Below are 24,850 nucleotides of genomic sequence, written 5' to 3'. Positions count from 1 at the left end.
GGGGTGGCGATAAGCGCTGACTGACAGCGTTTATCGTAGTCGGCCCCAGCACGTCGTCCCTGCGCAGGCGGGGGACCCAAGTTCTGCAAGCACTCACGATATGCGTGCAACTTGGGTCCCTGCCTTCGCAGGGACGACGTTTTTATTGTGTCGGTGCTCACACCGCCGGCGCATGTCAACCGCCCCCGACATGGCACTATATATTTGATCACTCAAGTACTTGCGCATAATTAAAGCCATGCCTATACTTGACAAATCAAGTACCAATCCACAAAAGGAGCCTGCCATGTCCACCGACACCCTCACCACCGAATTCTGCCTGCGCCTCTCGCGCGCCTGGGCCACCCTGTCGCGTCGCCTCGACAGCGCACTCGGCAGCCACCACGGCATCAGCTTTTCCGACTACCAACTGCTGCTGCAACTGCACCGCGCCCCCGGCGGCCGCCTGCGCCGGGTCGACCTGGCTGAAAAACTGGGGCTGACCGCCTCCGGCGTCACCCGCTCCCTGCTGCCGCTGGAAAAGATCGGCCTGGTCACGCGCCAGAGCGATCCGCGCGACGCCCGTGTCGGCTATGCGCTGATCACGCCGACCGGCAGCGAACTGGTGACCAATGCGACCGTCGTGGTCGACAACGTCAGCCGCAACGCCCTCGTCGGTCCCGGGCGCGACCGGATCGAGGCGGCCTCGTCGCTGATGGCCCAGCTGGCCGGCGTGTCGCAGTAATAACCACGAGGCCGATCTCGTGGGCTAAGTTGCGCCGGATCGTTTAGCATGGCGGGCTGTCCAACCCGAGAAAGCCCTGTCATGCCACGCTTCGCCGCCAATCTGAGCCTGATGTTCAACGAGCTCGGTTTCCTCGACCGCTTCGCCGCCGCGCGCGCGGCCGGCTTCGACGCGGTCGAATTCCTGTTTCCCTACGCCTTCGAGCCGGAACAGATCGCCGGCCGCCTGCAACGCTACAACCTGGAGCTGGCGCTGTTCAATTTCCCGGCCGGCGACTGGGCCGCGGGCGAGCGCGGCTTCGCCTGCGATCCGCGCCGCATCAACGAATTCCAGGACAGCGTCGAGCTGGCGCTCGAATATGCGCCCGACCTCGGGGTCAAGCGCCTGCATTGCCTGTCCGGCCGGCTGCACCCGGCGGTGGCGCCGGAACGCGCCCACGCCACCTTCGTCGACAACCTGCGCTTCGCCGCCGCCAAGATGGCGCCGCACGGCATCGACGTCCTGATCGAGCCGATCAACACCCGCGACATCCCCGGCTACTTCCTGACCGGCACCGCCCAGGCAGCCGAGGTGATCCGCGATGCCGGCGTCGACAACCTGTTCCTGCAATACGACATCTATCACATGCAGCGCATGGAAGGCGAACTTGCCAACACGTTGCGCGAACGCCTGCCGCTGATCCGCCACATCCAGCTGGCCGACGTGCCGGGACGCCACGAACCGGGCACCGGCGAGATCAACTTCCCCTACCTGTTCCGGGTGCTCGACGAGATCGGCTATGACGGCTGGGTCGGTTGCGAATACATTCCGCAGGGCGATACCGTCGCCGGCCTGGGATGGCGCGACACCGTGCGCTGACTTGATAGCGGGCAATATCTCTAGGTAAAACTTTTGGAAGAATGGGACGTTTCGGGCACGGCCTTTTGCCGTCCAGAAAGGACCCATGAACCTGCGCCGCTTTCTTTCGCTTCCCGCCCTCCTCGCCCTGGCCGCCAGCCTGCTGCTGGCCAGTTGCGCCACCCCCACCAGCGGCCCGGTCAGCCTGTACGAGGTGCGCCAGTTCGCCGATGCCTCGGCCCGCATCGGCGGCTATGGCGAACTGTCGCGCCGCTACCGCGACACCTACCAGCGCGAACAGCCCTACCTGTCGCCGGCCGCCGACCGCATCGCCAAGGAAAACGATGCGCGCCGGCGTGCCGTCTACGACGACTTCGTCAGTATCCAGAAAAGCCTGGTGCTCTACATGCAGACCCTGAGCCTGCTCGCCGGCGAAGCGCGCTACGACCTCTCGACGCAGCTCGACGACCTCGGCACCGGCCTCAAGGCCAATGCCGAGTCCGGCTTGCAGGGGCGCCACATCGCCGCCTACACCGGCTTGACGCGGCTGCTGACGCGCGTGATCGCGTCCGGCTACCAGAACCGCAGCGTGGCGACCATGGTCCGCGACGGCGATGGCGACGTGCAGGCGCTGCTGGAAGCGATGATCACCCTGACCCGGCTGTACGCCAAGACCAACGACAACGAGAAGAAGACCGTGCTCGGCATCTTCGACGTCGAGATCCCGTTTTCGGCCAAGAACCAGGACCGCATGCTGGTGACGCTGGCCAAGGTCCACTACCTGAACAAGGCCACCGAATACAAGCTGGTCGACAAACGCTACGACCTGGCCCTGCAGGGCTTGACCAAGGTCGCCCAGGGCCACCAGCGCATGCGCGAGAATCTGAACAACCTGACGGGTGACGAGATGCGCAAGCTGCTGGCCACCTACGGCCGCGACCTGGTGGCGCTGCGCGACGCCCTGTCGGATTGAGCCTTTACGAGGCAAGGAGATAGCATGGCAAACGAATCCCCCCCCCGCCAGCCCGGTGCCGCCGGCGCCGCGGCCGCTGCAAGCCCCGCCGCTCCACCCCCTGCCGCGGCACCCGCATCAAAGCCGCCGGTGCCGGCTGAGGCGCTGGCCACCGCGAAACAGGTCGAGGAGCTGGCCGACAAGCTGTCCGCCTGCGCCGACAGCATCCACGCGCGCGTGATGGCCGACATCCGGCGCCATGGCGGCGGCGAGGTGCCCGAGGCCGAGCAGGCGGTGGCGCGCGCCCTGCTCGACGCCGAGATCGAACTGCGCCAGCGCGCCAACCGCCTGTATGCGGATGCGGCCGCCTGCATCGTGTCGTCGCTGGGCCAGTCGCAGCAGAAGCTGGTGCAGCTCACCATCGATGCCGCCGCAAAAATCCAGCAGATCACGCGCATCAGCGACGGCATCACCCTGGTCGCCCGTTTGCTCGGCCTGGCGGCGGCCGCGGCCAGCGGCCAGGTCATGCCGATCCTGGCTGCGGTCGGCGCGCTCAAGCTCCAGCTCGACACGATCGCCCTCCACAATCCCGCCGCATCGGCAAGCTCGTCGGCAAAGCCGGCGGCAGACGCCAACACCCCCGCCTCCGACGCCTGAACCGGCCGGCCCTCGCGCTCCGCATGGCGCTTGGGCCGCGCCGCGCGGTGCGCTACACTGGTCGCGCAATCGGACCAGCGCCGGGAGGCATCACCATGGACACGTTGACCGAGGAGCAGCTCGGCCTGCTGCGCTCGATGCTGGCGCAGCGCCTGGATGCGCTGGTGCGGGTCGGGGAACCGGCGGCGCGCGAAAGCGGCCTGCCGGTGTCGGAGGTGGAAGCGTCGCCGCTCGACCGCGCCACCGCGCGCCTGCTCAACGACCTGACGCTGGAAGCGGCCGGCCAGCACACCGCCCAGGTACAGGTGCTGCGCCACGCGCTGGCCAAGTTCGAGGATGGCAGTTACGGCATGTGCGAGGAATGCGGCCAGCCGATCGGCGTATCGCGCCTGCTGGCGCGGCCCGAAGCCCGCCTGTGCATCGCCTGCCAGACGCGCGCCGAAAAACGCTGAGCGCCCGATACAGCCGCCATGGCGGCGTTGCAGCGTCTCGACGTACTAATGTACTGTCTTCGACGCTGCGCCTTGCCCTGGAAGCTGTCTCAGGCGCTACTTATATTAGTACATGTGCTGCCCACCGTTGATCGCCAGGTTGGCCCCGGTCATGAAGCCGGCGTCCTCTGACACCAGGTAAGCGATCAATGCCGCCACCTCGTCCGGTTCGCCCAGCCTCCCCATCGGGATCTGCGGCAGGATCTTGCCGCTCATGACCTCGGCCGGGACCGCCTCGACCATTTTGGTGCGCAGGTAGCCGGGCGAGACGGTGTTGACGGTGACGCCGTGGCGCGCCATCTCGAGTGCCAGCGCCTTGGTGAAACCGTGCATCGCAGCCTTGGCCGCGGAGTAATTGCATTGGCCAAAGGCGCCCTGCTGGCCATTGACCGACGAAATGTTCACGATGCGGCCCCAGCGCTGCGCCATCATCGGCTCGATCGCCTGCTTGCTCATGTTGAACACGCTGTCGAGGTTGGCGCGCAGCACGGCCTGCCAGTCTTCGTGGTCCATCTTGCGCAGGCTACGGTCGCGCGTGATGCCGGCGTTATTCACCAGCACATCCAGGCGCCCGAACTCGGCCAGCAGCTTCTGCACCATCCATTCGCAGTCGGCGTAATCGCCGACGTCGACTTTGTAGGCGGAAAAACGGTAGCCTTCGTCGCGCTGGGCTGACAGCCAGGCGTCCGGCGTCGTATTGCCGGGCGAAAAAGTCGTGGCCACCCGAAAGCCATCCGCATGCAGCCGCCGGCAGATCGCCGTGCCCAATCCGCCCATTCCTCCAGTCACCAACGCCACCCGGTTGTCCATGATCGTCTCCTGTCTTATCGTGTCAGCTGCGCTGGATGCGCGGCATGAAACGACGAGTCTAGGACGGCGTCAGCGCCGGACTTTGATCAGGATCAAACCGGCAATGGGATGAACCCGCTTGCCAGCGATGGCATGAGCGAGTAGCAAAATAAATTGATTCAGCGAATGATATCCGGAATGCTCGACGGATCGAAATCGGCCCAGTCGCCATCCACGATATTCCCCTGCGCGCGCTCGATGTGGTGGGCGCCCAGGCGCCGCAGCAGCGCGACCGCCTCCTGTTCCCGGCCCGCATCGTCGAAGGCCACCGCGACCAGCATCCCGGCCGGACGGTTCTCGACCGGCGCGCGGCCGCCCTCTTCTTTTTCGCCGGCATCCTTCATCTTGGAAAAGCTAAACAGCGAGCCGACGTGGGCGCCGACCAGGCCACCGACCACGGCGCCGAGCGGACCGGTGATCGGGGCCGTGGCGGCACCGGCCACCGCCCCCACGGCGGCCCCGGCACCTGCGCCCTGCACCACGCCTTCGGGCGATTCCTTGGCGCCCGGCGAGTGCAGGTGGTCGCCGCCGATCGGCGTCATGTCGTGCTGGCCCGGCTGGCTCAGGTAGAAACCGCTGATGCGCTCGCTGGCGAAGCCGGCATCGACCAGCGCACGGCGCGCGGTCTCGACCTCATCCTGGAGCTGGAAATGACCTGCAATGATATTGGACATGGTTCCTCCGTCGACGGTGGTGCACGCCACAGTCGGCGCGCGGACACGCCCAGCATGCGCGTGCCAGCTCGACCGTTCTGTACGCGAACGCACGCAGCCGGTGCCGCCACGGCGGCGTACGTCGAGTCACGCCGCTGCTACTGCCATTGTCCATAGACCACGCCCCAGGGCTCGGGTTCAAGCCGCGGTGGCGCCGCCAGCCACTCGCGCGGATCGACCCGGAAGTAGGCCTGGAACTCGGCATACAGTTCGGGATGGCGTGTTGCCAGCGCGTGCGGCAATTCGAAAAAGGTTTCGGTCGCCACCGCGAAGAACTCGGCCGGGTTGGTCGCGCCATACGGATCGAGCACGTCGCGGTAGCCCCAGGCAGTGTCGCGCCGTAGCAGCGCGAAGTCGCGCCCCAGCGTTTCCGACCAGCTGCGGTAGCGTTCGGCGCTGCCGAGGAAGGGTGCGCCGTTGGTGCTGCCCGACTCGCTGTCGAGCTGGTGCGCAAATTCGTGCAGCACCACGTTGTGCGTGCCCTCGGCCTCGTGGCCGGCGCGGCGCACGTGTTCCCACGACAGGATCACGCGGCCGTCGCCCCAGGATTCGCCCAGCAGGTCCTGGCGCGTCTCGGTAACCACGCCGGCGGCGTCGACTTCGTTGCGCGGCACCAGGAAGGCGCCCGGATACACCAGCACCGAATGCAGGCCGGGGTACACCTTGCCGGGCCGCCCCAGCAGCAGCAAGCAGGCCTGGGCCGCGATCGTCACCCGCATCTCTTCGGTGACCTCGAGTCCGGCGCAGCCGACGAAAGTCTTGTGATGCAGGAAGCGCTTGACCAGGTCTTGCAGCTCGCTGCGGCGGGCCGCCGCCATGCCGCGGTATTGCGCCACGTTGTGCTCGATGATGGCGAGCTGGGCCGGCGTAAGCGGACGCGCCAGCGCCCGCCGCAGGCGCCAGCGCGGCGTCAGCCAGACCCCCAGCAGCGCCAGGGCCAGCAGCGTGGGAACCAGTGCGTCTTCCATCATGCCCCGCCGCCGGCACTGGCTGCAGCCTCGGCCTCGGGCTGCACCACCGGCGCCGGCCCGAAATGGGCCACCACCTCGTCGGCGCCGCCGATCAGGCGCCCGCCCTCGAATACCTGGGGCCAGGTGGTGCCGCCGGACACGGCGCGCAGCACGCTGGTCGTGATCTTGCTGTCCTGGGAGATGTCGGTGAAGTCGATGCCGCGCGCCTTCAGCACCGCCTTGGCGCGCGCGCAGAACGGGCAGCCCGGCTTGGAAAACATCACCACCGGTTCCGGCGCACTGGCATCGGGCGCGATGTGGCGCAGCATGGTGTCGGCGTCGGATACCTCGAACGGATCGGCTTCCTGGTCGTTCTCGTCCTGGGCCTCGATGAACATGGTGTCGACGACGCCGTCGCGCACCAGCATCGAATAGCGCCAGGAGCGCTGGCCCAGGCCGAGCGCGCGCTTGTCGACCAGCATGCCCATGCCGGCGGTGAATTCGCCATTGCCATCGGGGATCATGGTGACGTGCTCCGCTTCCTGCCCACGCCGCCATTCGTCCATCACGAAGGCGTCGTTGACCGAGATGCAGATGATATCGTCGATGCCGTGGCCGCGCAGGGCTGGCGCCAGTTCGTTATAGCGCGGCAGGTGAGCCGACGAACAGGTCGGCGTATAGGCGCCCGGCAGGGCGAACACCACCACCGTCTTGCCCTTGAACAGCTCGTCGCTGGTGATATCGCGCGACTGGCCGCCGCTGCGCGTCTTGAACGTGACTTGTGGAACAGGTTTTCCTTGCAATGAAGCGGCAGTCGGTAACATTTTCTCTCCTGGATGGGCGGACAAGATGCCGCGTTCGCCTGCATATGCGCGCCATTGCCAGGTTTTCAATGAAAAAAAACGCCACCCTGCACGAAGCAGGGTGGCGCTTATGGGAGAACTGCGCTCAGGAGCGGCCTGCGCTCCTGCCAAGCAAGCTTATTTGGCGACGGTCTGGCCCGGGGCCGGGCCGAACAGTGCGGCGACCAGCGGGTCACGGGTGACCGGGCTGCGGTTCACGCGGATCGCGTAGTGAGTGTCGTCGGCCAGGATGTGGAAGTGGCGGCCGGTGCCAGCCATGCTCTGCTCGCGCAGGCCCGGACGTTCCTTGCGCGGCGATGCGCCTTCGCGTTTCGGCTGGCAGATCGCACCCAGGAAGGTCTTGACGCGGTCCGGATCCGGCGAGATGCGGTACACGGCCTTGCCCAGGTAGGTGGCGGTGCCTTCGATATAGCGGGCCAGCTCGATCACGCCGGCTTCGCGCAGGTCGCGGATGTACTTACGGGCACCCGACGGCGAGAACTTCAGGAACCAGGCGATTTCGTCGGCCAGCATTTCATGGGTTTGCAGCTCGCCAATCAGCTTCTGCATGTTCTCGATACGGCGCTGGGTAGCGGAAGTCGACCGCACACGTTCGATCGGCGCCAGCGAAATCGGGGAGCGTTCGGTCGGTTGCGGCGGGACACGTTCGATCAGTGCAGAGTTGCTGGACGTGTGCACTGCGTTGAGATCGCCTTGCACCGCATTGTGGTGAGTCGCTGCATGCATATTGGTTTGCTCCGTATAAAAGACAGTGTTCTGGTGAGGCTGCGGGCCCATCGTCTGTCTTATGACCTAATGACAACACGGCGGTTCCGCTTAACTGGATACAAGATTGCCTGTGTCATCACGCCTGGTCTGTGCGCCATCCAACATTGCCGGAAAATTCCGAACGAGTAGGAAATGGCTGAGCTAACGCTCTCCACTATGCCCGAACACCTGGCCAGCACACCTTCGCACGATTGAAACGACAAGAAAACAACATGCGGACCAAATATTTTGTTGGCGCTCAAAAAAAATTGTGAATGGGCAAACATGTCGGTTTTATGACATCTTGCACGCTTATGTAGGCTCTATATAGGCAGATTGCTTACATATGGAGCAATATCTGACTGCAAATATGGACAAAAACACTTAATTCCGTAACATTCGGAAACACTCACTCGACAGTTTGTAACCGCTCACGTTGTAAAATTTCCACACCAGCCGTTCCTAGGTGCGCTAGCGCACGGACCTCAACGAGGAACGACTTGTAAGCTTGACATCAACATCACTGCAAGGCATGCGATGTCAGTACCTTTACAACTTATGGGAGTTACCTGTGAATAACATGAAGAAGATCGCTCTGGCTGCCGCCATCCTCTGCTCGGCCGGTTCCACGCTGGCACAAGAAGTCATCAATCCGTCGTGGTACATTGCACCGACCGTCGTCGGTATCAAGCCGGACGCGGATTTCGGCGTCGATGACAAGGACTGGGGCGGCGGGTTGAAATTCGGTAAGCCTGTGCACCCGCTGTGGGACATCCAGATCGGCGCAACCCACGCCCGTGCCAAGGATAACGGCAACGACTACCGCCAGACCCTGGTCGGTATCGACTCCCTGCTGATGCTGTCGCGCCAGAACTTCCGCCCGTTCCTGCTGCTGGGCGTCGGTGGTCAACGTGACCACATGAGCACCCCGCTGCGCCGCGCTTCGGGCTGGTCGCCATACGCGACTGCAGGCCTGGGCTTCCAGGTCGGCATCAACGACCGCCTCGCGCTGCAAGCCGACGTGCGCGCTGTGAAATCGAACCTGCGTGACGACGACAAGTACGGCTTCAACAAGTCCCTGACCAAGTACGCTTCGGTCAGCCTGAACTACGCCCTGAGCCCGGCACCGCAGCCGGTCCCGGTCGCAGCCCCGACCCCGGTCGTCGAAGCCCCGCCGCCGGTCGCTCAGCCGGAACCGGTCGCTCCGCCGCCGCCGCCGCCGGCACGTTTCGAGAAAGTCACCCTGGACGCCAACAAGACCTTCGGTTTTGACAGCGCCACCGTGATCACCCCGGCACCGCAACTGGACGAGATCGCCGCTGCCCTGCAGGCCGACACCTCGATCAGCAACGTCGACGTCACCGGCTACACCGACCGCCTGGGTTCGGACAAGTACAACCAGAAGCTGTCGGAGCGCCGCGCCAACGCCGTGCGTGACTACCTGGTCGCCAAGGGCATCGACGGCAGCCGTCTGCGCGCTTCGGGCAAAGGCAAGGCCAACCCGATCGTGACCGATTGCAAGCAGAAGAAGAAGTCGGACCTGATCGCCTGCCTGGCACCGAACCGCCGCGTGGAAGTCGAGCAGATCACCATCGAACGCCGCGTGCAGTAATTGCTGGCTTGAATTGACGGCGCCCTCCCGGGCGCCAGTCGAGTGGGCGTAGGCCCGAGAACGCGCCTTCGGGCGCGTTCGTCTTTTGGAGATGCGCTATGGAAGTAAAAAACTTTATGCCGTACATGCGCAAGCTCATCCATGTGATGCGCTGCGCCATCACGGAGTGGATAGACCATCGCGCGGCCAGCAAGGGCGCAGCCCTGGCATTCTATTCGCTGTTCTCGCTGGCACCGATCCTGGTGCTGGTGATCGCCGTGGCCGGCTTTTTTTACGGTCGCGAAGCTGCTCAAGGGCAGTTACTTAACGAATTGCGCGGCTTGGTCGGCCCGCAAGGGGCCACTACCATCCAGGCGATCCTGGCCGGCGCCCAAAACAAGGACAGCGGCCTGTTCGCGACCATCCTCGCCTCGGTCCTGCTGGTGGTCGGCGCGACCAGCGCCTTTTCGGAATTGAAGGACAGCCTGGATGAAATCTGGGGCGTGCCGCCGCCCAAGGATGCCAGCTGGTGGGACACGGTGCGCACGCGCCTGCTCTCGTTCGGCCTGATCCTGACCCTGGGCCTGCTCCTGATGACCTCGCTCGTCGTTTCCGCCGCACTGACCCTGGTCGAAAAATACCTGGGCGGGATCTGGCACTCCACCACCGTCATCCTCGGCTGGGTGGCATGGGCATTCGGCTTCCTCGTCATCGCCACCATGTTCGGCGCCATCTACAAGCTGCTGCCGCGCATCCACCTGTCGTGGCACGACGTGACCATCGGCGCGCTCGGCACCGCCGTCATGTTTACGCTGGGCAAATTCGGAATTGGACTGTATATCGGTAACAGCGGCACCGCCGACAGCTTCGGCGCGGCCGGCTCGCTGATTGCGCTGCTGCTGTGGGTATATTACTCAGCACAAATCTTCTTCCTCGGCGCAGAATTCGCACGCCAGTACGCGCTCCAGATGGGCAGCCTGAGCAAGAAAGACCGCCACACGTCCGCGGCGATGGCCACCCTGCCCGACGGCCGCCCGGAACGCCGCATCCGCGAACGCCGCAGCCCGGGCTCGCGCGACCGCCGCGGTAACACCGGCCAGGACCGGCGGCTCGGCGTGGCAGTCAGCCATACGCATTGACCGCAGCGCCTGACGGCGAGCACTCCGCGAACGGTGAAAGCCACCTTCGCGGAGTTTTTTTATTCAATCGAGGAAAAGCACGTCATTTCCTTACCTGGGCAACGTCGTCTATTTCCTGACCAGGGTGCGCCTGCCCCTGCCCTTCGCCACCTTCGCCCTCTGGTCGCTCTGGCGACCTTGACTGCCGCAGCCTGCTTGCGACCGCGAATTACGCCGGCTGCACGCCGAGGGGCGCATCGGCATGGCCAGGCGCTTCGCGAAAGACGGCGAGAGACGGCGCATCGCGGTCGAACATGCCCCGCATACGCTGGTCGGCGATGTAACGATGGTCGTGCTGTGCGCGGGCATCGGCGGGGCGCGCCTGTTCCATGTCCTGGAAAACGGCGACCTGTTCTGGCGCGATCCGCTGGTGCTGATCTCCAGCCGCTCGGGACCGAGCGTATTCGGCGGCCTGTGAGCTGATCGCTACCCCCGGCGTCTATCCGACCCCGGTCTACGAATCGGCGATGGCCCTGTCCTACTTTGGCGTGCTGTGGGCGCTGCGCAGGCATCCGTGACAGGCCGGCTGTTCTCAGGCTGTCTGCTGCTGGCCGGCATGGAGCGTCTGTTGATCGAGCAGATCCGGTGATCGAGCAGATCCGGATCAACGTCAGGTTCGCGCTCTACGGCGTGCATTCCACCCAGGCCGAATGCATTGCCGTCCTGTTCACCGCCATGGGCGCGGTCGGGATGGGCTTGCTGTGCCGCACGCTAACCTGACGGTAAATGGCAACGCTATTCGCCGAGCAGCTCCGCCACCACTTCCATCCCTTCCACGCGCTCGGCGACGACCTTGATCACCATGACCATCGGCACGCCGAGCAGCAGGCCCCACATGCCCCATAGCCAGCCCCAGAACAGCAGACTGACAAAGACGGCCGCCGGGTTCATCTTGGCGATCTTGCCGGTCATCCAGGTGGCAACCACCATGCCGACCAGGGTGGCGATCGCCATCGAGGCGCCGGCCACCAGGATTACCATGCGCACCGACTCGAACTGCAGGAAGGCGACCAGGCCGGTGGCGGTGGTGATCAGCAGCGGGCCGAAATACGGCATCACGTGGGCGACGCCGGCAAAGATGGCCCAGGCGCCGGCATTCTCGAGACCGATCAGGCGCAGCGCCACCCACATGAACAGCGCCAGCAGCACGTTGGTGACCAGCAGCATGAACATATAGTTCTGGATCGAGGTGTTGATGTCCTCGAGGATGTGCACGGTGACTTTTTTCTTGGTCAGCGAGGGGCCGGTCAGCTTGACGAGCTTACGCTTGAAGGTATTACCGGCCAGCAGCAGGAAGAACACCAGGAAGATCACCATGGTCGCCTGCGAAAGGAAGCTGGCGAGGCCGACCGAACCGGCCAGCAGCCAGTCCATGATACGGAAGTTGCTCGAGCCGGCACTGGCCGCCTGCTGGGCGGCCGCTGCCACCGCGCGCCGCTGCTGCGCCGCACGGCGCGCATCGGCGCCGGAGTTCGACGCCGCCTGCTCGATCTCGGCCGCCGCGGCCTGCATCTGCTGGATGGTCGACGGGGTGCCGTCCGAGGCTTGGGTGATCAGCTTGGTCACCTTGTGCGTCAGGGCCGGCAGTTCGTCGACGATATTGAATATTTCGCCCTGTACGCGCTGCACGGTGAGCGCCAGCCCGGCCAGGATCAGGCCGGTGACCAGGGTGGCGCCGATGGCGCGCTTGATGTGCCAGCGCTCGAGCCAGCGCACGACCGGACTGAGCGTGTAAGCGATGAAAATGCCGAGTAACAGCGGCACGAAGAAATTCTTGGCCCATTGCAGGGCGTAGACGAAGGCCACCGTGGCGATGATGCCGAGCGACAGCCCACGCGCATTGACGTGCATCGGCAGGCGCAGCCCGCCATGCTGGGCGCCCAGCGCTTCGCCGGTGGGCGCACCCGCCGGCGACAACAGGCCGGCGGCGCGTGCAGCCGCCTCCGGCTCGGGTTCCGCGGCGGTCGTCGCCGGGTCCGCCGGCTCGGTTGCCTCGGAAGATACCGGGCCTGGTTTGGCGAGCTGCATATGTCCTGCCTGATAAAAATGCCGGATCGACCGGCATTGTAGACTGCTTACTTGACGCGGATGTCGTTCTTGACCGAGTTCACGCCCTTGATGCCACGTGCGACTTCAGCGGCTTTCTGTGCATCTTGCGCCTGAGCCACGAAGCCCGACAGCTGGACGTCGCCCTTGTAGGTCTCGACGTTGATCTCGGTTGCCTTCAGGCTCGGCTCGTTGAAGATCGCGGCCTTGACTTTACCGGTGACGACGGAGTCGTCGACGTATTCGCCGGTCGATTCGCGGGTGCCGGTCGACGAGCAGCCGACGATGGTGAAGGCAACGGTAGCGGTGAAGATGGCGGTAGCGACGCGTTTGGTCATGTTCATGGTGGACTCCTTGTTGTTGATGATGTGTTGCTGGTTGAGCTCTGGTGAGCGGGTGGCGGAGCGATCCGCCCTTCGTTGAAACGATTCCTCGTTACCTGTTGAATGCCGTCCGGGCTGCCGAGACGCACTGGTCCTTGGCGGCACCGGCAAAGGCATCGCATTTCTCCATCTCGACGCGGTAGGCCGCGCTAAGCTTGTCGGCGCGCGCATCGTTGCGCGCCTCGATGGTCTTCTGGTCGGCGCGGGCGTCGGCTTCGGCCGCGACCAGCGTGACCTTGGCCTGGGCCTTGCAGACATCCTTGTCGTTGCCGGTCATGCCGGCGCAGCGTGCCTGGTCGCGCTGGTAATTGGCCGCGGCGATGCGCACGCGGGCGCGGGTAAAGGCCTTCAGCGTGTCTTCATAGCGGGCGCGGGCGGATTCCTCGGCCTGTACGCGCTGGGCCTTGGCCTCGGCGACGCAGATGTCCTTGGGATTGCCGGTGATCGCATCGCAGCGGGCACGCGCATTCTTGTAGGAGGCGCCGGCGGCATCGCGTGCCTGCTGGTAAGCCAGCTTGGCCTCGGGGGTGGCCGCACGCGCATGCCCGGCCGCCCACAACAGGGCGGCGGCCAGCAGCAAGATCATATGGGGTGTTCGCATCACGACTCCTGTTTTCGTTCTTTTCAGTCCTTGATGACGTTTTACTCTGCCGTAAGGAAGCTTTCTGTTCGGTGCCGTACACATGCATCCGAATCCCACTAGAAGCTGATAAAAGTCTATAGCCCTAGCGTATAAAGACACGGTTAGCCATCGCACAGACCCTGGTGCGACGAGTGCTTAAGCTGAACTGACATTTTTGCCAGGAGAACAAGTCATGAAAGCACCTCATACCTTGGTCGCACTCGTCGCGGCCAGCGCGATCCTCGGCGGCTGCGCCAGCAGTAATCCGCAACCCTACTACGGCAGCAACGACGGCTACCGCCACGGCTACGACAACACGGCATCGGCAGGCTACGGCACGATCGAATCGATCCAGGTGAGCAGCGGCGACGGTCGCACCGGAGGCGGCGGTGCCCTCCTCGGCGGCGTGGTCGGTGCGCTGGCGGGCAACCAGGTCGGCAGTGGCGGCGGCCGTACCGCGGCCACCGTGGCCGGCGGCGTGGCCGGGGCCGTGATCGGCAACCGGGTCGAAGCCAACCGCAATGCCGAAGGCCAGCAGATGTATCTGGTCAGGGTCCGCCTGGACAATGGCGAGTACCGCGACGTGACCCAGGACAGCGTGTATGACCTGCGCGAAGGCAACCGCGTGCGCATCGTCGACGGCCGCGTTTACCGGTACTGAGTCGCTACTGAGCCGCTAACGAAGCGCAATCCTACCCGCCGGCGCCTGCGCCGGCTTTTTCATGAGCAAACGGAAATGTGAAGGAGGCACGATGCGCACATCGATCCCGACCTTGTGTAGCCTGGCACTGGCCTGCGCCCTCGCACTGAGCGGCGCCGCCCACGCGCAAAACGACGCCGCCAAGGCGGAAAGCGAAGGTCGCCAGGCAGGCTTGAAAACATTACAGAAGGAAATCGGCGCGGCCTACGACGAAGCGAAGCGCGCCTGCGCCAGGGGACCGGCGAACGAGCGCAGTGCCTGCCTGCAGAAGGCGCGCCAGACCCGGCAGGAAGACATGAAGGCGGCACCGGCCCAGGTACAGGCCGCGGGTGGCATGGGCAGCGTGACGACGACCAGGACCACCACCGTCGGCGACACCAGCACCACCAGCGTGACGACCACGCCGGCGACCGCCGAACCCGGCGTGCGGTAAGCGCACGGGCGCCCGGGCACGCAAGCGGCAGACAAAAAGACGGCGCCCAATCGGAGATTGCGGCGCCGCTCAAGCCCCACCATATGCATTGCGGCATGGCCCCACACCTTGTCGTGCGTGTCATGCCTTGCCATAAACTGCGGCGCCGGACCGACGCATCGGCCCGGCGGCTGCGCGTACCCTGCAGCCGGAAAGAAGCTGCAAAGTGCGCGCTACGGGATCAGCATACCTCAGTATGACACTTGCTGCGCGCGTTTGCGCTGCAAATACCATCCGATCGCGCCAACCAGCAGGCCGGCGCCGAGTGCCTGCTTGCCGAGCTTGCGCTTGCGGATGAAGCTGATCGCGGTCAGCGCGTACGGCGCCAGCACCGACACACTGGTGCCGGTCGGCTTCAGCAGCGCATCGGCGCGGGTACGCAGCACCCAGGTCGCGTGGTCCAGCACTGAGTGGAACATCACTTCCGGACGGGCCGAATGCGTGATCTGGGCACGCGCGTGGGCCACGCCCGCGCGGTAGAACTCGCCGTCGCGCAGCAACGCGCGCTTGCGCTCTTCGGGAGAACCGTTGTGGCCGGGGCTGACGTGGTAGTCTTTTGCTTGCATGGGAACACTCTCCTTTTACATCAGCGCTTTACAGCAACATGTCGCGGTCGTTCCGCAGTTCCTTCATGGTTTCCGGGAAAGTCAGCTTGCCCTGTTTCAGCATCGAGATCCCCTTCATGACCAGCACGGCGGTCAGGACGACGAACACGATGAACATGACCAGCAGGATCTTCCAGCCCATTTCGTCCCAGGCCAGCGCCACGATCGTCGCAGTGCCGTAGGCCAGCGCGAACCAGGTCGCCATGACCGCCACCGCGAAGATGGCGACCAGTTCGATCAGGTGGTTGCGCACCTCGGCCATTTCGAGCGCGGCCAGTTCCGCACGCGAGACCAACAGCCCCACCACGTTCTTGGCCAGCGCGGTGATGCCACCCAGCAGGCCGGGGCTGTGCACGACGTTTTCTTGGTTATCCATGGCTGCTGCCCCCGTCCGCTATTATTTACGTCCTAATGCAACGCCGACCAGCAGGCCGACACCGGCCGCCACGGCGACGGTACGCCACGGGTTATCCTTGACATAGACATCGGCTGTCTTCGCCAGTTCCTTGCTCTTGACGACGGCTTGATCCTGGTACTTGCCAGCCTTGCCCAGCGCGGAATCCAGCAGCGCCATGCCGCGCTCGCGCAGATCGTCGGCCTTGGTGCCGGTCAGGGCAGCGGCGGCGGTCAGGAGCGACTGCGCGTCCTTGACCAGGGCTTTCACGTCGGTGTTGGCATCGTCCAGCTTGCTGTTGACGGCGGCTTCGTTGGCAGTGGCGCGGATATTGTTCAGCATGTTCTACTCCTGTTGTTGGTGGGTGGTTTGTAATCGATTCTGGTTCAGGCCAGCAGGTCGCTCATGTCGTCCGCGTGCTCTTCTTCGGTGGCAAGGATTTCCGTCAGCATCAGCTTGGTGGTCGGGTCCTTGTCGCCGATCGCCTGGATCATCTGGCGATAGGATTCGATGGCGACGCGCTCGGCGATCAGGTCGGCGCGGATCATTGCTTGCACGTCGTCGGAATCGTCGTATTCGGCGTGGCTGCGCTGGGTCAGCGTGGCCGGGTTGAAGTTCGGCGAACCGTTCAGCTGGACGATGCGCTCGGCGATACGGTCGGCGTGGTCCTGCTCCTGCTGGGCGTGCTCGAGGAACTCGGCCTTGATGTGGCCGGTGTTCGGGCCGCTGACGGTGAAGTAGTGGCGCTTGTAGCGCAGCACGCACAGCAGTTCGGTGGCAAGCGCGGCGTTCAGCATCGAGATCACGGCCTCGCGGTCGGCGGCGTAGCCGTCGGTGACCGCGCCGTCTTCGAGGTTGGCGGCGGCACGGCGGATCTCAGCGACGTCGAAGCCGTGGCCGAGGTTGGAATTCGTTTCGTTCATGATGACTCTTCCTTATTTCTTTTGCTTGGGTTAAGACGGTTCAGCGCGCGGTTCAGCGCGCAGTTCAACGTTGCGCTGCGCGCGGCGGAATCGCCGCGCCTTGGTTCGACAGCACGATTTCCACGCGGCGGTTGAGCTGGCGGTTGCCCGCCGTGTCGTTGGCGGCGACCGGGTAGGCCTCGCCGTAGCCGCGCGTGGCCACGCGTTCGCGCGGCACGCCCAGGCCGGTCAGGGCCTGCGCCACGGACGCCGCGCGGCGCTCGGACAGGTCCTTGTTATGGGCCGAGCCGCCGGTGCTGTCGGTAAATCCTTCGACCAGGACCGTGCGGTCCGGGTTCTGCGCCATGACCTCGGCCAATTTGCGCACCGTGGCGACGCCGTTCGCATTCAGTTCGGCACGGTCGGTGCCGAACAGGACGTCGCCGATGGTCACGACCATGCCGCGGTCGGTCTTCTGGGCATGCAGCTCGACCAGGATGGCTTCCAGGCGGGCCGAACGCTCGGCCAGCTGGGCGGCCTGCTGCTGCGCCGCCTGGGCCTGTGCCTGGGCATCGGCGGCCTGGGCCTGGGCGGTGGCAAGTTGGGCCTGGGCAGCAGCGGCGTCGCGCTTGGCACGTTCGGCCTCGGCGGTGCGGGCTTCCAGCTGTACGCGATCGCGTTCGCGGCTGGCGTTGGCGATCTCGGCTTCGGCGGTCTTGGCCTTCGCCACTTCCTGGGCGGTGGCGATGCGCTGCTTGGCCACGTAGGCCAGGCGGTCGATGGTGTCCAGGCTCTCGCGCTTGGCGGCGGCCTGGTTGGCGCGGTCGAGCGCGTCGGTGGCCTGGCGGAATTCGTTCGGCGCGTAGCTCGACACCTGCGGGTTGTTGTTGGCGGCGACGAAGTCGGCGCGCGCCTCGTCCAGGGTGGGCGTAGTGGTCGGCACCGAGCTGCAGGCGGCGAGGAATACGCTGCCGGCGAGCATCAGCGACTTCGTGAAATGCGCTTTCATGTGCTATCCCTTTCTATCGGTGCTGTTTTTCTTATTGCGAATTGGCGCGGTCGACTTCCTGGCGCAGCACGCGCAAGTCCTGGTTGAGTGCGTCGGCGGCGGCCGTGGCCTTGGCCGAGGCGGCCTTGCTCTGGGCCAGCTTGGCGTCGGCCTGGGCCTGCACCGCCAGCTCGCGTGCCAGCTTGTAATCCTTGGCGGCCAGCGCCTGGTTGGCACGCATCATCTTGTCGCGCGCCGCGTTGATTTCCTGCGGCGCCAGTTCCGGCGCGCCGGCCGAGACCGCGTTGTCGACGGCGTTGTGCGACACCGCGACAGCGGCCGTGGCCGGGGTCCTTTCCTCGCTGGCGCAGGCAGCCAGCGACAATACGGCGGCGGCAGCGCCGACCCGCAGCAGCACCTGCAGCGGATTCATCGATTGTTTTGGCATCATGTCCTCCTGTTCAAGCTTTCTGTGTTGGTAACGTTATAACCCTATTAATAGACGCTTTCGGTTCGCTGGCGCACATTGCCCACCGCTTACCCAGCAGTTCCCCCTCTCACGGTGTGCCACCGCACATTGACGGATAAACCTTTACGTTAATCTGCGGCTAACATCTCGTATAGAGGACAGCCATGACAGACCAGCAGACCAAGCCGGCCAGACACATGTCGCGCCCGCTGAAGATCACCCTCAGCATCGTCGGTATCCTGATCGCCCTGCCGATCATCGCCATCATCATCCTGCTCACCTTCGACTGGAACCGCGCCAAGCCCTGGCTCAACGCCAAGGTTAGCGAAGCCATCGACCGCCCCTTCGCCATCGTCGGCGACCTGACCGTGCACTGGGAGCGGCCGTCGGAGAGCATCATCCCGAACCAGCGCACCTGGCGCGACTACATCCCCTGGCCGCACCTGTATGCCAATGACGTCCACGTCGGCAACCCGGCCGGCCTGCCGCAGCGCGACATGGCCAGCGTGCGCCAGTTTTCGTTTTCCCTCAATCCATTTGCCCTCCTGAAGCACACCATCAACATCCCGGTGCTGCGCTTCGACGGCCCGCGTGTCGAGCTGCTGCGCACCGATGCAACCCACTACAACTGGGTCTACAAGCATGAAGAGAAGGAATCGAAGTGGAAGCTCGACCTCGAGCGCCTGGTGCTGTCGCGTGGCCAGGTCCACGTGCTGGATGCGATAACCAAGGCCGACGTCACGGCCGACATCGATACCCTGAACAACGATCCGACCTACGGCATCGGCTGGAAGCTGCGCGGCACCTATAACGACGTTCCGGTCGGCGGTGGCGGCAAGGCCGGCGCGGTGCTGTCGCTGCAGGACCAGGACGCGCCCTTCCCGGTCCAGGCCGACATGCATGGCGGCCCCTATCGCGTCGCGCTGGAAGGCACGGTCACGCGCCCGGCCAAGCTGTCCGGTCTCGACCTCAACCTGAAGCTGGCCGGCCCCAGCATGGCGCGCCTGTACGCCCTCACCGGCGTGGTGCTGCCGGAGACCCCGGCATTCTCGACCGAGGGCCACCTGACCGGCTCGATCGGCGAGGAAGGCAAGAGCCGCTGGACCTACGACAAGTTCAAGGGCAAGGTCGGCCAGTCCGACATCGGCGGCACCCTCAGCTTCGCGGCCCAGAAACCGCGCAACAAGCTGACCGCCACCGTGGTGTCGCACCAGCTGCGCTTCGAGGACCTGGGTCCGCTGGTCGGCGCCGACTCCAACGCCGACAAGAAGAAGCGCGGCGTGGCCGACGTCCAGCCGGAAGGCAAGGCGCTACCGGTCGAGAAATTCCACACTGAAAAATGGAAGGCGCTGGACGCCGACGTCAAGTTCTCGGCGGACCGCATCATCAAGACCGCCAACCTGCCGCTCAGCAAGCTCAACACCCACCTGGTGATGAACAACGGGGTGCTGACCCTGAACCCGCTGAACTTCAATTTCGCCGGCGGCAGCGTGACCTCGCATATCAAGCTCGACGGCAGCAGCGGCGGCAACGCCAAGGGCGACGCCATCAAGGCCACGCTCGACGCCACCGCGCGCCAGATCAAGATCAAGCAGCTGTTCCCGGCGGTCGAGAAGATCCAGCAGGCCACGGCCGGCGACATCTATGCCGAGACCAAGCTCAGCGCGACCGGCGATTCCGTCGCCGAGATGCTGGCCAAGTCGAACGGCGAAGTGAAGGGCCTGGTGAGCCAGGGCGTGGTCAGCAAGCTGCTGCTCGAAGAGGCCGGCCTGAACGTCGGCAACGTCATCATCACCAAGCTGTTCGGCGACAAGCAGGTGCAGCTGAACTGCCTGGCCTCGGACCTCGCCGTGACCAACGGCGTGGCGCAGACGCGCACCTTCGTGCTCGACACCGAGGAAGCAATCGTCGACATCGACGGCTGGGTCAACCTGAACAACGAGCAGATGAACCTGCGCGTGAAACCCGAGACCAAGGGACTGCGCCTGTTCACCCTGCGTACGCCGTTCTACGTCAAAGGCACCTTCAAGAAGCCTGACCTGTCGCTCGACAAGAAGGTGCTGGCGCTCAAGGGTGGCGCCGCGGCCGCGCTCGCAGTGATCGCGGCACCGGCCGCCGCCCTGCTGCCGCTGATCAACACTGGACCAGGCCACGACAGCCCGTGCTCCTCGCTGCTGGCCAAGGCGCGTGCCAAGCCGGAAGCGCCGCCGCCGGGCAAGACGGCCAAGCGCTGACATGTTGGACATGCGCTCGGCAAACCGTAGCGAGCAGCAGCGCTGGCGGTCGCGAAGCGCAACTGTACGGAGGTACGGTGAGCATCGCAGACCGTCAGCGCAACGCGCAGCAGGCTTGCCGTGCGTCCGAGTGTTATTTGACGTACAGAGCGGTAGTCAAAAGAGCACTATTCTGCAGTCATGGTGGTGCGGCGGGAATGTCCCGTCGCTGCCTCCGCAAGAACGAACAATAACTCGCATAAACAATAATTCAAGGACTCCATCATGAAGCATTTCGGTACCACCGCGACCCTGGCAACCGCCCTCCTGCTTGGCATGGTGACCGGCTGCGCCAGCGACGGCGGCAAGCGTGAAAGCGTTGGCCAGTACATCGACGACGCCAGCCTGACGACCAACGTCAAGGCCGCCATCCTCGCGGATTCGCGCCTGAAATCGACCGAGATCAACGTCGAAACCTATCAGGGCGTAGTCCAGCTGAGCGGCTTCGTCGGCCAGGCCAACGATGTGGCGACCGCCGCATCGGTGGCCCGTACCGTGAAGGGCGTCAAGTCGGTCAAGAACGACCTGCGTCTCAAATAAGCAGTAAAACCTCATCAAAGGAGAACATCATGAAAGCCATCAAACACATCATCGCTACCGCTTCGATCGCCACCGTCGCATTCGGCCTGACCGGCTGCGCCGGCATGTCGCAAAATGACAAGAACACCGCTGTCGGCGCTGGCGCCGGCGCCGTGATCGGTGGCGTCCTGACCGGTGGCAGCGCCGTCGGTACCGTGGGTGGCGCAGCCGTCGGCGGCGTGATCGGCAACCAGGTCAAGACCACGCACTGATCGGCCAGCCATATATCCTGCCAGCCACATTTACAAAAAGCCCCGCTAGACGCGGGGCTTTTTGTTATGGGGCTTTTGTTTTTGTTATGTGAGCAAGCGCCGGCAACGGCAGGAAAAACGGATGTGCGGGATCAGGCGAATGCCGGCGCACCGATGCTGGCGCCGGCTTCGCGCACGATTTCGTAGCAGGTGCAGGCCGCCGCCGCCAGGCCGGCGGGATCGAGGATCTCGATATTGCCGCGGCTGTAGTTGATCAGCCCGTGCTGCTGCAGCGCGCTGGCGGCCTTGGTGACGCCGACGCGGCGCACCCCGAGCGCGTGCGCCAGGAATTCATGGGTCAGGTGGAAGCGGTCGGAGTGCAGGCGGTCGCGCGTAACCAGCAGCGAACGCGCGAGCCGTGCTTCGAGCACGTGGTAACGGCTGCAGACAGCGATCTGGATCGCCTGGGCCAGCAGCGAATCGGTATAGCGGTACAGCACGCGCTGCAGCGACGGATTGCGCGCGAATTCGTCGCGCAGGTGGGCAGCGTCGATGCGGCTGGCGCTGCCGGCGCGCTGGACCACGGCGCGGACCTGGGTCACGTCGTGGCCGAGCGCGACAGTGGCGCCGAGCATGCCTTCGCGCCCCACTTGGCCGACCTCGAGCGTCATGCGCCCTTCAGCCACGGCCATCAGCGAGATCAGGCAATCGTGCGGAAAGTAGATGTGGCGAATCGGATCGCCCGGTTCGCACAGGACGGCGCCGACTTCCACCTGGACGTGGTCGAGCGCCGGCAGCATGCGGTCCAGCTCCTCCAGTGGGAGCGCGGCCAGCAGCAGATTGGCGTTGTGCTCGGCAACCACTGGTGGAGCAGGAGAATTCATCGGACCCTCACGGTTGGGCAGCAATGGCGCAGCATCAATACCAAGAACATTTTAAAAATCAAGTACATACGCCAGGCACTAAGGTTAACTAACAACTTGTTACCAGCGTACTGGCTGTGCAGGGCGAAGTATGTACGGTGACGCACGGAACCTGGTGTTGTTGACAAGGACAATCGAGGAACCGGACTGAACACCATATTTTGAGGAACCTTTATGAACCCACACCAGCCACGGCCGGCCACGCCGCGCCAGCACCCTCTCCTGATCGCCGCCGCCCTGGCGGTGATCCTGTTCTGCGCGGTGGGTACCGCCGCCATCATGGGCTGGTTGCCCGCCTCGAAAGGCAGCAGCCGCAACCAGCTCAGCGACACCGACCGCGCCGCGCTGACGGCCGGCCTGCAGCAAGAGACACAGCCGGCCTACGCCCCGCCGCCACCGGCGCTGGCAGCCCCGCAAGCGATGCCGCCGCAGCCGTTAGCGCCGGCAACTGGCGTGCCGGTGCAGGCACTGGCCGCCGCGCCGGCAGCGCCGGCCTACCCTGCCGGCAGCGTCCAGTACGGCGCCAGCGGCAGCCAGGGCGCGACCGTGTCGGGCGCCGCCACGGCCTACCCGTCAGCGCCCGCCGAACCGGTGCGTGAGGCCACGCCCGTACGCACGGCCGAGGCCGATACCGGCGCACGCTGGTGTGGCACCTGCGGCAACGTCGAGTCGGTGCGCACCATCAGCACGCGTGCGCGCGCCAGCGGCGTCGGCGCAGCCGGCGGCGCGATCCTGGGCGGCCTGCTCGGCAATCAGGTCGGCGGCGGGCACGGACGGCAGCTGGCCACGGTTGCCGGTGCAGTCGGCGGCGCCGTGGTCGGCAACCAGGTCGAAGGCAACATGAAGGCGACCCAGAGCTTCGAGATCCGGGTGCGCCTGGATGACGGCACCCTGCGTACCTTCCACCAGCAGAGCGCCCCGCGCTGGCGCAACGGCGACCGCGTGCGCATCGTGAAGGGTTCGCTGCGCGCGGCCTGAGCCGTCATGCATCCTCTGGAATAGGCGTATTCCGGCCCTTTCGGCGTTGCGGGAAGCGGCCTCCAACACCTGGAAAAACGATTTGCCTTGCGGCAAATCGTTTTCTTTTTCGCAATGTGTGCCAGCGCACGGACCTGTTTTTAATTGCATATAAGAATCCTTTCACGTCGAAAGACAATGACGGATACCAACGGAAAGGAAGCACATCATGAACAGCCTTGCATGGATCGGTATCATCCTTTGGGGACTTTTATTGACGGGTTTTGGCCTGGCAAGCGCGCCTCAGGCCGGCGGCGAGCTCGCGCCCCAGGATGTCATCTTCCTGATCGGCGGCGGCCTGCTGACTTGCCTCATCGGTTGCGTCGGCCTGATGGGCTTCATGGGCTGGATCCCGGGATTGCGAAAAGAACAAAAAAATCTGGCGTAATGTACGGCATCGAACGGAGCGTAGCCAGCAATGATCGGATACTGATTTCACGGCACACGCAGCGCCGGTTCAATCAAAAGAGGACACTATCATGCTCTACACTATCGCCGTCATTCTCATCATCCTGTGGCTGCTCGGTCTGGTCACTTCGTACACCGTCGGTGGTTTCATCCACATCCTGCTGGTCGTCGCCGTCATCATGATCCTGGTGCGCCTGATCAGTGGCCGAGGCATCTAGCCTGAGGCATCTAGCCCGACTCATTACGCCAGGCATCCGCCTGACCCGCATTACCTGCGATCCGTTTCGCGATCACGGCTCCCTAACGAGAGTGTGACCACGAAACGGATGTTTTTTTTGGGAGAACGACGATGAACATCACTTTCATCCGGTCGACGCTGTGCGCGACCGCTTTCGCCGTGGCCGCCTCCGGCTGCGCAGACATGAACGCCACCCAGCGCGGCACCGCAACCGGCGCCGGCGTCGGTGCCGGACTGGGCGCCCTGCTCGGCGCCACCACGGGCGGCGGCGGCGGTGGCCGTACCTCACGCGGCGCGCTGCTGGGCGCGGCTGCCGGCGCGGTGGTCGGCAACGTCTGGTCCAAGCGCATGGAGCAGCAGCGCCAGGCCATGGAACAAGCCACCCGCGGCACCGGCGTCGAAGTCTCGCAGACCGCCGACAACCGCCTCAAGCTGCAGATCCCGAGCGACATCTCGTTCGACACCGGACGCGCCGACATCAAGTCGAATTTCCGTCCCATCCTCAACCGCTTCGCCACCACGCTGAACGACAACCCGGCCGCCTTCGTCACCATCATTGGCCATACCGACAGCACCGGCGGCGACGCCATCAACCAGCCGCTGTCGCTGGACCGCGCCGCCAGCGCGCGCAGCTATCTTGCGCAGCGCGGCGTCGCCAGCAACCGCATCACGGTCGAAGGCCGCGCCGCGCGCGAACCGATCGCGTCCAACGACGATCCAGCCGGCCGTGCCCGCAACCGCCGGGTCGAGATCTATGTCAGCGAACCGCAGCAGCAAGGCTGAACACGGGCCCGCGTGAAATACGCGCGATGCGAGCGCGGGCCGCTGTACATCGACAGCGATCAGGCGGGGACCGCAAGCCTGTCCCCGCAATTCCATGCCTGCTTCACATCGCTCACGCCCTACGCCAGGGAAACATATACATAAAAACGCGGTAACGCATCGACGTTATCGCATCCTTTTATACCCGTTGTAATACTCATACAAAATCACAATCCGCTTTGACATTTTCCTATCGAAAATGTTTTCATGCTTGCCCTCGGCTGTCTTGACATCCGGGACATAACAGGCAGACCCGGCCCTTCCAG

At 64.7% G+C, this 24,850-nt stretch carries 33 protein-coding genes; 18 read left to right on the top strand and 15 right to left on the bottom strand.

The genetic code is table 11. The features are described 5' to 3' along the window. Positions 1–286: 286 nt before the first annotated feature. From U1H99_RS27115 to U1H99_RS27095, 5 genes are all read left to right on the top strand, one after another. Positions 287–724, top strand: a complete 438-nt coding sequence (locus tag U1H99_RS27115) for a MarR family winged helix-turn-helix transcriptional regulator (protein ID WP_323144746.1) — start codon at positions 287–289, stop codon at positions 722–724. 81 nt (positions 725–805) lie between these two features. After that, the gene (gene otnI, locus U1H99_RS27110; protein WP_323144745.1) at positions 806–1,582 is read left to right on the top strand and encodes a 2-oxo-tetronate isomerase; all 777 of its coding nucleotides are present in this window, start codon (positions 806–808) and stop codon (positions 1,580–1,582) included. Between the two features lie 85 nt (positions 1,583–1,667). Further along, positions 1,668–2,534, top strand: coding sequence for a hypothetical protein (locus tag U1H99_RS27105; RefSeq protein WP_323144744.1), 867 nt, complete (start codon positions 1,668–1,670; stop codon positions 2,532–2,534). Between the two features lie 24 nt (positions 2,535–2,558). Continuing rightward, complete coding sequence (locus U1H99_RS27100; protein WP_323144743.1) at positions 2,559–3,170, top strand: hypothetical protein; 612 nt, start codon at positions 2,559–2,561, stop codon at positions 3,168–3,170. Positions 3,171–3,265: 95 nt separating this feature from the next. Further along, positions 3,266–3,622 (top strand): TraR/DksA family transcriptional regulator, encoded by a 357-nt coding sequence (locus U1H99_RS27095; protein WP_323144742.1) that lies wholly within the window; start codon positions 3,266–3,268, stop codon positions 3,620–3,622. Positions 3,623–3,727: 105 nt separating this feature from the next. Here the strand turns inward: U1H99_RS27095 and phbB are convergent, their stop codons facing one another. The 5 genes from phbB to U1H99_RS27070 all read right to left on the bottom strand — a co-directional run bounded on the left by phbB (position 3,728) and on the right by U1H99_RS27070 (position 7,762). After that, positions 3,728–4,471: an acetoacetyl-CoA reductase gene (phbB, locus tag U1H99_RS27090; protein ID WP_323144741.1), complete on the bottom strand. Its 744-nt coding sequence runs from the start codon at positions 4,469–4,471 to the stop codon at positions 3,728–3,730. Between the two features lie 158 nt (positions 4,472–4,629). Then, positions 4,630–5,184, bottom strand: coding sequence for a hypothetical protein (locus U1H99_RS27085; RefSeq protein WP_323144740.1), 555 nt, complete (start codon positions 5,182–5,184; stop codon positions 4,630–4,632). 137 nt (positions 5,185–5,321) lie between these two features. Next, complete coding sequence (locus tag U1H99_RS27080; protein ID WP_323144739.1) at positions 5,322–6,194, bottom strand: M90 family metallopeptidase; 873 nt, start codon at positions 6,192–6,194, stop codon at positions 5,322–5,324. Then, positions 6,191–6,997, bottom strand: a complete 807-nt coding sequence (locus U1H99_RS27075) for a glutathione peroxidase (protein WP_323144738.1) — start codon at positions 6,995–6,997, stop codon at positions 6,191–6,193. Before U1H99_RS27075 ends, U1H99_RS27080 begins: the two co-directional genes overlap by 4 nt. A gap of 156 nt (positions 6,998–7,153) precedes the next feature. After that, entirely contained in the window at positions 7,154–7,762 is a 609-nt protein-coding gene (locus tag U1H99_RS27070) for a winged helix-turn-helix domain-containing protein (RefSeq protein ID WP_141828820.1), read from the bottom strand. A 601-nt stretch (positions 7,763–8,363) separates the two neighbouring features. On the opposite strand from U1H99_RS27070, the gene U1H99_RS27065 reads away from it, so the two are divergent. From U1H99_RS27065 to U1H99_RS27050, 4 genes are all read left to right on the top strand, one after another. Further along, the gene (locus tag U1H99_RS27065) at positions 8,364–9,395 is read left to right on the top strand and encodes an OmpA family protein (RefSeq protein WP_323144737.1); all 1,032 of its coding nucleotides are present in this window, start codon (positions 8,364–8,366) and stop codon (positions 9,393–9,395) included. Positions 9,396–9,493: 98 nt separating this feature from the next. Continuing rightward, positions 9,494–10,513: a YihY/virulence factor BrkB family protein gene (locus tag U1H99_RS27060; RefSeq protein WP_323144736.1), complete on the top strand. Its 1,020-nt coding sequence runs from the start codon at positions 9,494–9,496 to the stop codon at positions 10,511–10,513. A gap of 241 nt (positions 10,514–10,754) precedes the next feature. Further along, positions 10,755–10,970, top strand: coding sequence for a hypothetical protein (locus U1H99_RS27055; RefSeq protein ID WP_323144735.1), 216 nt, complete (start codon positions 10,755–10,757; stop codon positions 10,968–10,970). A gap of 167 nt (positions 10,971–11,137) precedes the next feature. Further along, positions 11,138–11,272, top strand: coding sequence for a hypothetical protein (locus U1H99_RS27050; RefSeq protein WP_323144734.1), 135 nt, complete (start codon positions 11,138–11,140; stop codon positions 11,270–11,272). A gap of 15 nt (positions 11,273–11,287) precedes the next feature. Here the strand turns inward: U1H99_RS27050 and U1H99_RS27045 are convergent, their stop codons facing one another. The 3 genes from U1H99_RS27045 to U1H99_RS27035 all read right to left on the bottom strand — a co-directional run bounded on the left by U1H99_RS27045 (position 11,288) and on the right by U1H99_RS27035 (position 13,582). Further along, positions 11,288–12,580, bottom strand: coding sequence for an AI-2E family transporter (locus U1H99_RS27045; RefSeq protein ID WP_323144733.1), 1,293 nt, complete (start codon positions 12,578–12,580; stop codon positions 11,288–11,290). Positions 12,581–12,627: 47 nt separating this feature from the next. Then, positions 12,628–12,942 carry a BON domain-containing protein gene (locus U1H99_RS27040; protein WP_323144732.1) on the bottom strand — a complete coding sequence of 105 codons (315 nt, stop codon included), beginning with the start codon at positions 12,940–12,942 and terminating at the stop codon, positions 12,628–12,630. A 91-nt stretch (positions 12,943–13,033) separates the two neighbouring features. Then, positions 13,034–13,582 carry a hypothetical protein gene (locus U1H99_RS27035; protein ID WP_323144731.1) on the bottom strand — a complete coding sequence of 183 codons (549 nt, stop codon included), beginning with the start codon at positions 13,580–13,582 and terminating at the stop codon, positions 13,034–13,036. Between the two features lie 214 nt (positions 13,583–13,796). On the opposite strand from U1H99_RS27035, the gene U1H99_RS27030 reads away from it, so the two are divergent. Beyond that, positions 13,797–14,264 (top strand): outer membrane lipoprotein, encoded by a 468-nt coding sequence (locus U1H99_RS27030; RefSeq protein ID WP_323144730.1) that lies wholly within the window; start codon positions 13,797–13,799, stop codon positions 14,262–14,264. A 91-nt stretch (positions 14,265–14,355) separates the two neighbouring features. Then, complete coding sequence (locus tag U1H99_RS27025) at positions 14,356–14,736, top strand: hypothetical protein (protein WP_323144729.1); 381 nt, start codon at positions 14,356–14,358, stop codon at positions 14,734–14,736. Between the two features lie 230 nt (positions 14,737–14,966). Here U1H99_RS27025 and U1H99_RS27020 read toward each other — a convergent pair whose 3' ends face one another. The 6 genes from U1H99_RS27020 to U1H99_RS26995 form a co-directional block, all read right to left on the bottom strand. Then, entirely contained in the window at positions 14,967–15,341 is a 375-nt protein-coding gene (locus U1H99_RS27020) for a hypothetical protein (protein ID WP_323144728.1), read from the bottom strand. Positions 15,342–15,369: 28 nt separating this feature from the next. Next, positions 15,370–15,756, bottom strand: coding sequence for a phage holin family protein (locus U1H99_RS27015; RefSeq protein ID WP_141828811.1), 387 nt, complete (start codon positions 15,754–15,756; stop codon positions 15,370–15,372). Positions 15,757–15,777: 21 nt separating this feature from the next. Beyond that, a complete protein-coding gene (locus U1H99_RS27010; protein WP_141828810.1) occupies positions 15,778–16,116 on the bottom strand; it encodes an ElaB/YgaM/YqjD family protein in 339 nt (112 codons plus the stop codon). Positions 16,117–16,160: 44 nt separating this feature from the next. Continuing rightward, positions 16,161–16,697: a ferritin-like domain-containing protein gene (locus U1H99_RS27005; RefSeq protein WP_141828809.1), complete on the bottom strand. Its 537-nt coding sequence runs from the start codon at positions 16,695–16,697 to the stop codon at positions 16,161–16,163. A gap of 64 nt (positions 16,698–16,761) precedes the next feature. Then, entirely contained in the window at positions 16,762–17,685 is a 924-nt protein-coding gene (locus U1H99_RS27000; protein ID WP_323144727.1) for an OmpA family protein, read from the bottom strand. A 31-nt stretch (positions 17,686–17,716) separates the two neighbouring features. Then, positions 17,717–18,115, bottom strand: a complete 399-nt coding sequence (locus U1H99_RS26995) for a DUF4398 domain-containing protein (RefSeq protein ID WP_255517274.1) — start codon at positions 18,113–18,115, stop codon at positions 17,717–17,719. Between the two features lie 182 nt (positions 18,116–18,297). On the opposite strand from U1H99_RS26995, the gene U1H99_RS26990 reads away from it, so the two are divergent. From U1H99_RS26990 to U1H99_RS26980, 3 genes are all read left to right on the top strand, one after another. Further along, positions 18,298–20,367 (top strand): AsmA family protein, encoded by a 2,070-nt coding sequence (locus U1H99_RS26990; protein ID WP_323144726.1) that lies wholly within the window; start codon positions 18,298–18,300, stop codon positions 20,365–20,367. 264 nt (positions 20,368–20,631) lie between these two features. Then, the gene (locus U1H99_RS26985; RefSeq protein ID WP_323144725.1) at positions 20,632–20,946 is read left to right on the top strand and encodes a BON domain-containing protein; all 315 of its coding nucleotides are present in this window, start codon (positions 20,632–20,634) and stop codon (positions 20,944–20,946) included. Between the two features lie 29 nt (positions 20,947–20,975). After that, a complete protein-coding gene (locus U1H99_RS26980) occupies positions 20,976–21,197 on the top strand; it encodes a YMGG-like glycine zipper-containing protein (protein ID WP_141828806.1) in 222 nt (73 codons plus the stop codon). 131 nt (positions 21,198–21,328) lie between these two features. On the opposite strand, the gene U1H99_RS26975 is transcribed toward U1H99_RS26980, so the two are convergent. Next, the gene (locus tag U1H99_RS26975; protein WP_323144724.1) at positions 21,329–22,060 is read right to left on the bottom strand and encodes a Crp/Fnr family transcriptional regulator; all 732 of its coding nucleotides are present in this window, start codon (positions 22,058–22,060) and stop codon (positions 21,329–21,331) included. Positions 22,061–22,273: 213 nt separating this feature from the next. Here U1H99_RS26975 and U1H99_RS26970 point away from each other — a divergent pair, with 213 nt between their 5' ends. The 4 genes from U1H99_RS26970 (at position 22,274) to U1H99_RS26955 (ending at position 24,545) form a co-directional block, all read left to right on the top strand. Beyond that, positions 22,274–23,077: a glycine zipper 2TM domain-containing protein gene (locus U1H99_RS26970; RefSeq protein WP_323144723.1), complete on the top strand. Its 804-nt coding sequence runs from the start codon at positions 22,274–22,276 to the stop codon at positions 23,075–23,077. A gap of 208 nt (positions 23,078–23,285) precedes the next feature. Next, the gene (locus U1H99_RS26965; protein WP_323144722.1) at positions 23,286–23,504 is read left to right on the top strand and encodes a hypothetical protein; all 219 of its coding nucleotides are present in this window, start codon (positions 23,286–23,288) and stop codon (positions 23,502–23,504) included. Positions 23,505–23,595: 91 nt separating this feature from the next. Beyond that, positions 23,596–23,742 carry a lmo0937 family membrane protein gene (locus U1H99_RS26960; RefSeq protein ID WP_105378160.1) on the top strand — a complete coding sequence of 49 codons (147 nt, stop codon included), beginning with the start codon at positions 23,596–23,598 and terminating at the stop codon, positions 23,740–23,742. A 131-nt stretch (positions 23,743–23,873) separates the two neighbouring features. After that, positions 23,874–24,545, top strand: coding sequence for a YiaD family glycine zipper/OmpA-like lipoprotein (locus U1H99_RS26955; RefSeq protein WP_323144721.1), 672 nt, complete (start codon positions 23,874–23,876; stop codon positions 24,543–24,545). Positions 24,546–24,850: the final 305 nt, after the last annotated feature.

The organism is Massilia phyllosphaerae, from assembly GCF_034659755.1.
GTDB lineage: Bacteria > Pseudomonadota > Gammaproteobacteria > Burkholderiales > Burkholderiaceae_D > Telluria > Telluria phyllosphaerae.
This window is presented reverse-complemented; position numbering and strand designations above follow the sequence as displayed.